This is a genomic window from Pseudoalteromonas spongiae UST010723-006 (genome assembly GCF_000238255.3).
Lineage (GTDB): Bacteria > Pseudomonadota > Gammaproteobacteria > Enterobacterales > Alteromonadaceae > Pseudoalteromonas > Pseudoalteromonas spongiae.
The window spans coordinates 1,621,284-1,632,218 of the sequence record NZ_CP011039.1 but is presented as its reverse complement, the minus strand read 5'-3'; the positions used below and the strand labels follow the sequence as shown (position 1 = coordinate 1,632,218).

Sequence of the window (10,935 nt, the reverse complement as noted above, 5' to 3'; positions counted from 1 at the left end):
GTTACCGTTCACAGGTAGGTATAGATAAGGAACACATAATGACTCAACAAGAAGGCCAAACCTCAGTTTTACTCGAAAACGTATCGTCTTTGATCCGTAGTAAGGTAAAAGCCACAAATGTGTCGCTTGTCGAAAAGTTTGCTAAAACACTCTACAGTAATATGTCGACTGAAGACTTAGCAAGCCGTAATGACAGTGACTTATATGGCGCAGCGCTTAGCTTATGGAATAGCTTGGAAAAACACACTGATGATACAGCGCTTATCCGTGTATTTAATCCAGAACTCGCTAATAATGGTTGGCAATCCTCTCACACAATCGTAGAAATAATCGCAAAAGACATGCCGTTTTTAGTGGACTCTGTTCGCATGGCTTTGGCGCGTGAAAATATTGTTTCACACTTATTACTTCACTCTCCGTTAAAAATTAAGCGCGACAAAGATGGTTTAATCTCTGCATTGTCTGGTATGAAGACAGAGCAAGAGTCTGACTCAAACAAAACCGTGTTCTTTATTGAAATCGACCGTCAGTCTGATAAGTCGGTTATTGCATCTATTAAAAAAGAGTTAGAGTCAGTGTTGGCAGATGTGTCGGTAGCCGTTGAAGACTGGTTAGCGATTAAAGATAAACTTGTGTCTATCAGCAAAGTGCTGCCAAAACGTAAAGGCATTAAAAATAAAACTGAAGTTAAAGAAACAGTTGAGTTCTTAGATTGGTTAGCAAAAGATAACTTCACACTTATGGGTTATCGCCAATACGACTTATCACCGATTAAAGGTGACTATCAGTTAACGGGTGTGGCTGATACAAGCTTAGGCATGATGAAGTTATCAGATGAGACTAAATCTCGTCGCCTTTCTGATTTACCAGAAGTTGCACGTAAAGAAGCACACAGTGATAACTTGCTTATCCTTACCAAAACAAACTCACTTTCACGCGTTCATCGTCCAGCTTATATTGATTACATCGGCATTAAACGTTTCGATGACGAAGGCAATGTAATTGGTGAAGATCGCTTTATTGGTTTGTTCTCTTCAAGCTTCTATAACAACAGTGCAGCAGACGTACCGGTACTAAAAAGTAAGATCAAGCGCGTACTTGATATGACAGACTTTGCGCCGGGCACGCATGCATACAAAGCGGTACTTAATATTTTAGAAACGTACCCACGTGATGAGTTATTACAAGCACGCGAAAAAGAATTATTAGAAGTTGCTCTTGGCGTTCACCATATGCAAGAACGTGATATGTCACGTGTATTTGTACGCCAAGATACTTATGGTCGTTTCTTCTCGTGCATGGTCTATGTACCAAGAGAGCGCTATAACACGGCATTGCGTCGTGAAACGCAAAACATTCTTGCGAATGCGTTCGGCTCAAACGAAAAAGTTGAGTTTACCACCTTCTTCTCAGAATCAATGCTAGCACGTACGCATTATACGGTACGTGGTTGCGACCAAAATGTTGAATATACAGTGAAACAAATCGAAAGAAACCTAATTGAAGCGGCCCGTACATGGGAAGATAAACTTCACAGTGCATTACTTGAGCGTGCAGGCGAGTCGCGCGGCAATGAACTTGCTCGTAAGTATTCTAAAGCCTTTGCTAGTGCTTACCGTGAACAAGTACTGCCAAGTGCTGCTGTTGTTGATATTGAAAAGCTAGAAAGCTTGTCAGACGAAAACAAGCTTGCAATGCTGTTTTACCGTCCACAAGAAAGTGCCAATACAAATCAGGTACGTTTAAGTCTATATCACAAAAACGAACCAATTCACTTATCAGATGTAATGCCAATTATTGAGAATTTTGGTCTTCGTGTTATTGGTGAAACACCGTATTCAGTGAAGACCGAAGATGGTCAAGTAAACTGGATTATGGATTTCAGCATGCTAATGAGCAACGATGACCTTGACGATTTCTCGAAGGTGTCGGAGCGTTTCCAACTTGCATTGCTTAATGTATGGAACAACAAGCTTGAAGATGATGGTTTCAACAAACTTGTTCTTGCGGCAAGCTTAAAAGGACGCGAAGCGTCGATCATTCGTGCCTACGCAAAATACATGCGTCAAATTGGTGTGACGTTCTCACAAAGCTATATCGAAAGCACATTTGAAAACTACCCACATATTGCACAGTTACTTGTAAAATTATTCGATAAGAAGTTCTCACCTAAGTCTAAGTTTACTGAAAAAGGCTATGAGAAAATCGTTAACGATATTATTGCTGAACTTGATAATGTTGCGAACTTAGATGATGACCGAATTATTCGACTTTACGTTGATATGATTGGTGCAACACTGCGTACTAACTTCTATCAAAAAGATAAAGACGGCATCAACAAGTCTTACATTTCATTTAAGGTTCAACCAAGCCTAATTCCTGAAATGCCATTACCACTGCCTGCGTTTGAGATTTTTGTTTACTCGCCGCGTGTTGAAGGTGTTCACTTACGTGGTGGCAAGGTTGCTCGTGGTGGTTTACGTTGGTCAGACCGCCGTGAAGATTTCCGTACAGAAGTACTAGGTCTTGTTAAAGCGCAGCAAGTTAAAAACACCGTAATTGTACCTGTAGGTTCAAAAGGTGGTTTTGTTTGTAAACAGCTGCCAACTGATCGAGAAGCCTTCTTTAAAGAAGGTCAAGAGTGTTACAAACTATTTATCCGTGGTTTATTAGATATCACAGATAACATTCACCACGGTGAAATTGTACCGCCAGTGGATGTTGTACGTCATGACGAAGACGACCCATACCTAGTAGTTGCAGCCGATAAAGGCACCGCGACTTTCTCAGATATTGCAAATGGCATTTCTGAAGAATACGGTTTCTGGTTAGGTGATGCATTCGCATCAGGTGGTTCAATTGGTTATGACCACAAAGCCATGGGTATTACTGCTAAAGGTGCGTGGGAATCAGTTAAACGTCACTTCCGCGAAATTGGCATTGATTGTCAGACGACTGACTTTACCTGTGTTGCCATTGGTGACATGGCAGGTGACGTATTCGGTAACGGTATGCTGTTATCTAAGCATATTCGTCTGCAAGCTGCATTTAACCACATGCATATCTTCATCGACCCGAATCCAGATGCAGCGTCTTCATACCTAGAGCGCAAGCGTATGTTTGAACTACCACGTTCATCGTGGGAAGACTATAACAAAGACTTAATTTCTCAAGGCGGTGGTATTTTCTCACGTAGTGCGAAGTCAATTACACTGACGCCTGAAATTAAGAAAATGCTAGGTACTAAGAAAGTTACAATGACACCAAATGAGTTGTTACGTGCAATCTTAATGATGCAGGTAGACCTAATTTGGAACGGTGGTATTGGTACTTACATCAAAGCGAAATCTGAAACGCATGCTGATGTGGGCGACCGAGCAAACGATGCGCTACGTGTTAATGGTGAAGAGCTTAACGCGAAGATCTTCGGTGAAGGTGGTAACTTAGGTGCAACGCAATTAGGTCGTATCGAATTCACTGCTAATGGTGGTCGTATGAACACAGACTTCATCGATAACGTGGGTGGTGTTGCGTGTTCAGATAACGAAGTAAACATTAAGATTTTACTAAATGGTCTGGTTTCTGAAGGTGATTTAACTAAGAAACAGCGTGACGAATTACTTTATTCAATGACGGATGAAGTATCAGAGATGGTATTAAAAGACTGTTACCGTCAAACGCACACAATTTCTGTAACACAGTTAAAAGGCCCACAAACGCTTAAAGAGCAAATTCGCTTTATTCACGCGCTTGAAAAAGATGGCAAACTTAACCGTGATATTGAATTCTTACCTTCTGACGAAGAGTTAGCAGAACGTCAAGCAGCAGGTAAGGGCTTAACGCGTCCAGAACTTTCTGTACTTGTGTCATACGCTAAAATGGTGCTTAAAGAGCAGCTTGTAATCGAAGAAATCACTGATAATCCTTATTACAGAAGCTTGTTAGTTGATGCATTCCCAGCACCGCTGCGCGAACGTTTCAACAATGCGATGGATAACCACCCACTGCGTGGTGAAATCATTGCAACTAAACTAGCAAACCAAATCGTTAATGATATGGGTCTGAACTTTATCGTTCGTATGAGCGAAGAGACAGGTGCACCAGTAAGCGAAATTGTACTTTGTTACTCAATGGCTAAAGCGGTATTTGAATTGGGTAATGCATGGCAAGATATCTCTGCACTTGATAACCAGATCCCGTCAATTGTACAAACAGAAATGTTGTATCAATTACGCCGTACTGTACGTCGCGCGACACGTTGGTTCTTACGTCACCGCAACAAAGCACTCAACATTGAACAAACAATCGAGTTCTTTGCACCTGCGTTTAATGACTTAAGTGAAAACATCACGTCGTATATGGTTGACGAAGAAGCTGAAAAACTGAATACAGAAATTAACTTATTGGCTAAAGAAGGTGTACCAAGTGCACTGGCTAAGCGCATTGCACAACTTTCAAGCTTGTTCTCAGTGATGGACTTAGCGCAAGTAGCAGATGCATCAAGTAAACCAATTTCACAAGTTTCTGAAACTTACTTCAAGCTTGGTGCGGGCATGGGTCTACACTGGTTCTTAGATCAAATTACTAAGCAACCGGTTGCCAACCACTGGCAAGCACTTGCACGTGCATCGTACCGTGAAGAGCTTGATTGGCAGCAGCGTTCTCTTTCACAAGTTGTGCTTAATAACTGTGAAACAGCGGGTTGTGATGTTGATACCATCATTGAAAGCTGGATGAACGAGCACCAAGTACTGCTTGAGCGTTGGCAGCATATGTTGGCTGAGTTTAAAACGTCGCAAACGCACGACTTTGCAAAATTCTCGGTGGCATTACGCGAATTAATGCTACTAAGCCACAATTGCGATACTGCGCAATAACAAAAATTTAGATACAATACCCCGGAATTTTCCGGGGTATTTTTTTATTAAGAGGTCAACACAATTATGTTTTATGATTTAGCGCGTCGTTTTATGTTTAGTAAAGATGCTGAATGGTCGCATGACTTTGCTTTATCAAACCTAAAGCGATTTGCCAATACACCGTTATCGATGTGCTGGTCTCAATCGGTTGCAAGTAAACCAACCACGTTTTTAGGTTTAGAATTGCCAAATCCAGTTGGTCTTGCTGCGGGTCTTGATAAAAATGCCGAATGCATCGATGCCTTTTCACAAATGGGCTTTGGCTTTATTGAAGTAGGTACGGTGACACCGCGCCCACAGGCAGGTAACGACAAACCGCGTATTTTCCGTTTACCTCAGGCTAATGCGGTGATTAACCGTATGGGCTTTAATAATAAAGGTGTAGATTACTTACTAGAGAACGTAAAAAATGCGCAGTACAAAGGCATATTAGGCATTAACATTGGTAAGAACAAAGACACGCCTAATGAGCAAGGTAAAGACGACTACATTCACTGTATGCGTAAAGTATTTACCAGTGCATCTTATATTACGGTGAATATTTCATCACCTAATACCCCAGGACTACGTGACTTACAATATGGTGAGGCGCTAGATGATTTACTTGGTTCACTTAAGAATGAGCAGCTTGATTTAGCAGCAAAACACGGTAAACAAGTACCTATGTTAGTTAAAATTGCACCGGATCTTGATCAAATTCAAGTTCAGCAAGTATCTGAATCATTGATCAATAATAAAATTGACGGCGTGATTGCAACTAACACGACGCTTGATCGCAGCGCAGTAGAAGGCATGCAACATGCGAATGAAGCAGGGGGCTTATCGGGTCATCCAGTTCGTCAGAAATCTACGGAAATAGTTAAAGAAATTAAACGCTTAACTAACGGTGAGTTGCCAATTATCGGTGTCGGTGGTATTGATTCGGCCGAATCTGCGAAAGAAAAATTCGCCGCTGGCGCTGATTTAGTGCAAGTGTACACTGGTTTTATTTACCAAGGACCACCTATGATCAAAAAGATCATAAGCGCCTTATAAGGATCGGTTATTTAACATTATGATCCTATTGAAAATATTCTAAAAAATAGTTTATTTTTAGTACCATAGCTCTATAATCCTCAAGATGTCATGTTTTGGGGATTTTTTGATATTATGTTGCAAGCAGGGAAAGATTGGCGTTGGCTAACGTGTAAAGAGCGAAACCGTTTAGTGTTGTATGTCGAATCAACACGCGAAGAGCTTGTTATGCCATATAAAACGCGTCAACTTACGCAAGCAGCAATCGAGGGTAGTTGCTTTAGCCTCGAAGATGCTGCCCTGTATGAGCAGATCTGTCATTATCTCTCAGCTTTTAGCATTTGGAGCGAAGGCGAAATAGCCGTTATTGCATTACATGCGACAGCAGCCAAATTACACCTTAAGCCAGTTCTTGCTAAAAGTTGGTTTTTCAAACCTTATCAAGGCCACACCCCAAGTACCGAAGCGATTATTACCCTTAATTCACAGAAGCAAAGCGGTCAGTTTTTGATTATTGAATGCGGTAATGATGCCAGTGTGTGCATGTGTTTAGAGCATCAAATGCAACTAGACGATAATTTTGCATTAAGTCGTTTTGAAACCATTAAAGTGCTTAACGATCGTGTAAATCCTATCTTAATCAACCAATCACAGCTAAAACGCGCCTAGGCTTTATCGCTACTCGAATTTAAAACTGTTATACTTCAGCCAGATTTTTTAACTGGGTTTTTTGCTTTGAGCAATTCGCTTTCTTTTATTGCACTAACGTCGATTGGTGTTGAAAATTTACTCGCTACTGAAATTCAAGCCACTGGCGCTGAAATTACTAAACAGAGTATTGGTTCTATTCGTTTTAACGCATCCAATAAACAAGCACAAACACTGTGTTTAGCGAGTCGCTATGCGACACGGGTTATGATGTTGCTGACCGAATCGGATACCGTTAATACCAAAGATGATTTATACGCGCTTGCCAAAGGGTTTGATTGGCAAGAGTACTTTGGGCCAACGCAAACGTTTGCAATTGATTTTAGCGGGACTAACCGTGAACTGAAAAATACTCAGTTTTCAACATTGGTAGTAAAAGATGCAATTGTCGATTCTTTCTTTGCAAGTCATCAACAACGTCCTAGCATCTCTAAAACGTCACCTAATGTACGTATTGTTGGTCGTTTAAATAAAGAAAAATGTGCTTTATATATCGACTTTTCAGGCCCAGGCCTTTCGAAACGTGGTTATCGTCCTCATCAAGGCGATGCGCCGATAAAAGAACACTTAGCGGCGGCGTTAGTAAGTCGTTCAGGTTGGCTAAATGATACCTCGCGCCCGTTGTTTGACCCGTGTTGTGGTTCAGCAACGTTATTAATTGAAGCGGCGATGATGGCGTGGAATATTGCACCGGGTTTATATCGCAAACATTTTGCGTTCGAATCACTTCCGGGGTTTCGCGCGGCAAAATTCAAAGAACTAAAACAAGAACTTAAAGACCAACAAACCGATCAAAAGCTGTATTTAATTGGTAATGATATTGATGAACGCGTATTACAAAAAGCGCTAAATAATATTGAAAGTTTACCTTTTGCAAAGTTTATTCAGTTAAAAAAAGCAGATGCCAATAAACTCACTGCAGTAGCAAAACTCCCTGGGGTGGTGCTATCTAACTTACCGTATGGTGAGCGTTTAGGTGAAAAAGCAGAGTTAGTTAATTTGTATCGTCACTTAGGTGATGCGTTTAAAAAGCATTTTAAATTTTGGCATTTGGCGCTATTTGCAACCGATGCTAGTTTATTAGCCCTCTTAAAACTTGCCAAGAAAAAGCAGTACAAACTGAAAAATGGCCCGTTAGATTGTGTGCTTAATCTTTATGATTTAGACGAGAAAAATACTGAGCAATCAAGCCAAACTAAACTTAACTACGATGGCTCGATGGCGTTTGCTAATCGTCTTAAGAAAAACCGTCAAGGTCTTAAATCATGGCTTAAAAAAGAAGGCGTTAGTTGTTATCGTTTATACGATGCGGATATTCCAGAGTACAATGTTGCCGTTGATGTTTATAACGAGTACTTGGTGATTTATGAATATGCGCCACCAAAAACCATTGATGAAGCAACGGCAGAAAAGCGCTTACAAGATATTATTTATTTATCTGCGCAAACCCTTGATATTGCACCAAGCAATATTGTTGTAAAACAGCGTAAGCAGCAAAAGGGCACATCTCAGTATCAAAAAGCACAGCGTACCGACAAGTCAAAAAATAATATGACGGTAGAAGAATACGGTGTGAAGTTTAAAGTTAATCTACACGACTATTTAGATACCGGACTATTTTTAGATCACCGTTTAGCACGTCGTTATATGCAGCAAAATTGCAAAGATTTACGTGTACTTAATTTGTTTGCGTATACCTGTAGCGCATCAACGCACGCAGCGGTAGGTGGTGCAAAATCGGTGACCAGTGTTGATATGAGTAATACCTACTTAAAATGGGGCCGTGAAAACTTTGCGTTAAATAACCTTAACAGCCCGCGTTATCATTTTGAACAAGCGGATTGCCTTGCATGGTTAGAGCAAGCAACAGGTCAGTTTGATTTTATCTTTTTAGACCCGCCGACATTTTCAAACTCAAAGCGCATGAAAAAAGAGTTTGATGTTCAGCGTGATCACATTAAGTTGTTTACTTGGGTAAAACGTATTTTGGCACCAAACGGTACCTTGTTGTTTTCAAATAACAAGCGCGGTTTTACGATGAACGAAGAAGGCTTACTTGACCTTGGCTTGATAGCAGAAAATATCAGCGATAAAACACTTTCGCCTGATTTTAAACGCAACAAGCAAATTCACAACGCGTGGCTTATCCGCAATGCCTAAGATAACGCTGTATCACACAGAGGGTTGTCACTTATGTGAGCAAGCGCATGCATTATTTGTGCAAGCCGGCTTAGCTACAGAGCTAGATTTAGTCGACATTGTTGACGATGAAACGTTAATGGCTGAGTACCAGACGACGATTCCGGTAGCTGAGTTTAGCACTGGCACAAAACTATTTTGGCCATTTGATCTTGAAGACATTTTAAAAAATAAATAATCATGGATTTAATTAGAATTACAGGAGCGCAGTTAGCGTTCGGCACACACCCATTGCTTGATAATGCAGAAATGCTGATTGAAAATGGCGAGCGGGTATGTATTGTAGGTCGTAACGGCGCTGGTAAATCAAGCTTGCTTAAAGTGCTTGATAGTCAAATTCAGCTGGATGATGGTGAAATTAACCGTCTGAGTGGATTAAAAGTAGCACGCCTTGAGCAAGACCCACCAAAAGGTGCGAATGGCACCGTATTTGATTATGTTGCCAATGGCTTACCGCACATTGCGACACTGTTGATTGAATATCACGAAGTGAGCGCGAAGCTAAGTCAAGATAACAGTGACAAAAGACTTAAACAGTTCGAGCGCTTATCGTCTCAGTTAGAGGCAAACGACGGTTGGCGTTTCGAAACGCAAATAAACCAAGTGCTAAGTCAGTTAGAACTCGATCCAAACAGTGATTTAACCGCGCTGTCGGGCGGTTGGCTTAGAAAAGTAGCGCTTGCGAAAGCATTGGTAGGTGAGCCAGATCTGTTATTACTGGATGAACCAACTAACCACTTGGATGTTGCCAGCATTGAGTGGCTGGAAAAATTCTTAAAAGAATTTAATGGTGCGATCGTATTTATTTCTCACGACCGTGCATTTATTCGTTCAATGGCAACACGTATTCTTGATTTAGACCGAGGTAAGCTGGTCTCTTACCCGGGTAATTATGAAAAATATCTAGAGCAAAAAGAGCACGCATTAAAAGTTGAAGAAAGCCAAAATGCCTTGTTTGATAAAAAACTCGCGGAAGAAGAAGCATGGATCCGTCAGGGCATTAAAGCGCGCCGTACGCGTAATGAAGGTCGTGTTCGTGCACTTAAACAACTGCGTGTAGAACGAAAAGCCCGTGTTGAAAAACAAGGTAAGGCCGATTTCAACATAGAAAGTGCTCAGCGTTCTGGCAAGTTAGTATTTGAAGCTAAAGGCATTAGCCAAGGCTTTACAAATAAGCCAATAGTGAAAGACTTCTCTACCTTAGTTATGCGTGGTGATCGTATTGGGCTAGTTGGGCCAAATGGTGTTGGTAAGACAACGTTACTGAAAATTCTATTTGGCGAATTAGCGCTGGAATCAGGCAAAGTAAAGCAAGGTGTTAATTTAGAAGTTGCTTATTTTGATCAGTATCGCTCGGTACTCGACGAAGAAGCCAGCGTGCAAGATAATGTTGCTGACGGTAAACAAGAGGTGAACATCGGTGGCCGCAGTCGTCATGTGCTTGGTTATTTACAAGACTTTTTATTCCCACCAGCACGAGCGCGTTCACCTGTTAAGTCGTTATCTGGTGGAGAGAAAAACCGCTTATTACTGGCAAAATTATTTGTTAAACCAAGCAATGTATTGGTACTCGATGAGCCGACCAATGATCTAGATGTTGAAACACTTGAATTACTTGAAGAAATTCTCGCTAATTATCAAGGTACTGTGTTGGTTGTAAGTCACGACCGTGAATTTATCGACAATACCTGTAGTACAGTATGGGGCTTTTTAGGTGATGGCAAAGTAGTGGAAGTGGTTGGTGGATACCAAGATTTCCAAAATTATGCGCAGTCACTTGCTGAAAAAACAGTAATTGAACAAAAACAAAAAGACACAGAAAAGGACAAAAAAGTCGCAGATAAGCCTTTAGCTAAAAAAGCAGGCAAGTTATCATACAAATTAAAACGAGAACTCGAAGATCTACCCGCTTTATTAGAATCGCTTGAACAAGAAGTTGAAGAACTTCAAGAAGTTGTTAACTCCCCCGATTTTTTCAAGCAAGATAGCGAGCAAACTCAGAAAACCTTGAACCAATTACAGCAAGCAGAGTCGAAGCTTGAAACCGCTTTTATGCGCTGGGAAGAATTGGAACAGTTACAGGATCAGTAGTAGG

At 41.0% G+C, this 10,935-nt stretch carries 6 protein-coding genes; all 6 read left to right on the top strand.

The genetic code is table 11. The annotated features are described in order from the left end of the window. Positions 1-38 precede the first annotated feature (38 nt). Positions 39-4,877 (top strand): NAD-glutamate dehydrogenase, encoded by a 4,839-nt coding sequence (locus tag PSPO_RS07645; protein WP_010560020.1) that lies wholly within the window; start codon positions 39-41, stop codon positions 4,875-4,877. A gap of 66 nt (positions 4,878-4,943) precedes the next feature. Then, complete coding sequence (pyrD, locus tag PSPO_RS07640; RefSeq protein WP_010560021.1) at positions 4,944-5,954, top strand: quinone-dependent dihydroorotate dehydrogenase; 1,011 nt, start codon at positions 4,944-4,946, stop codon at positions 5,952-5,954. Positions 5,955-6,068: 114 nt separating this feature from the next. Further along, on the top strand, positions 6,069-6,602 hold the full coding sequence (locus PSPO_RS07635; RefSeq protein ID WP_040641629.1) for a cell division protein ZapC domain-containing protein: 534 nt from the start codon (positions 6,069-6,071) through the stop codon (positions 6,600-6,602). A 66-nt stretch (positions 6,603-6,668) separates the two neighbouring features. Then, positions 6,669-8,801 (top strand): bifunctional 23S rRNA (guanine(2069)-N(7))-methyltransferase RlmK/23S rRNA (guanine(2445)-N(2))-methyltransferase RlmL, encoded by a 2,133-nt coding sequence (rlmKL, locus tag PSPO_RS07630; protein ID WP_010560023.1) that lies wholly within the window; start codon positions 6,669-6,671, stop codon positions 8,799-8,801. Continuing rightward, positions 8,794-9,018: a glutaredoxin family protein gene (locus PSPO_RS07625; RefSeq protein ID WP_010560024.1), complete on the top strand. Its 225-nt coding sequence runs from the start codon at positions 8,794-8,796 to the stop codon at positions 9,016-9,018. Before rlmKL ends, PSPO_RS07625 begins: the two co-directional genes overlap by 8 nt. A gap of 2 nt (positions 9,019-9,020) precedes the next feature. Further along, entirely contained in the window at positions 9,021-10,931 is a 1,911-nt protein-coding gene (uup, locus tag PSPO_RS07620) for an ATP-binding cassette ATPase Uup (protein WP_010560025.1), read from the top strand. Positions 10,932-10,935 lie beyond the last annotated feature (4 nt).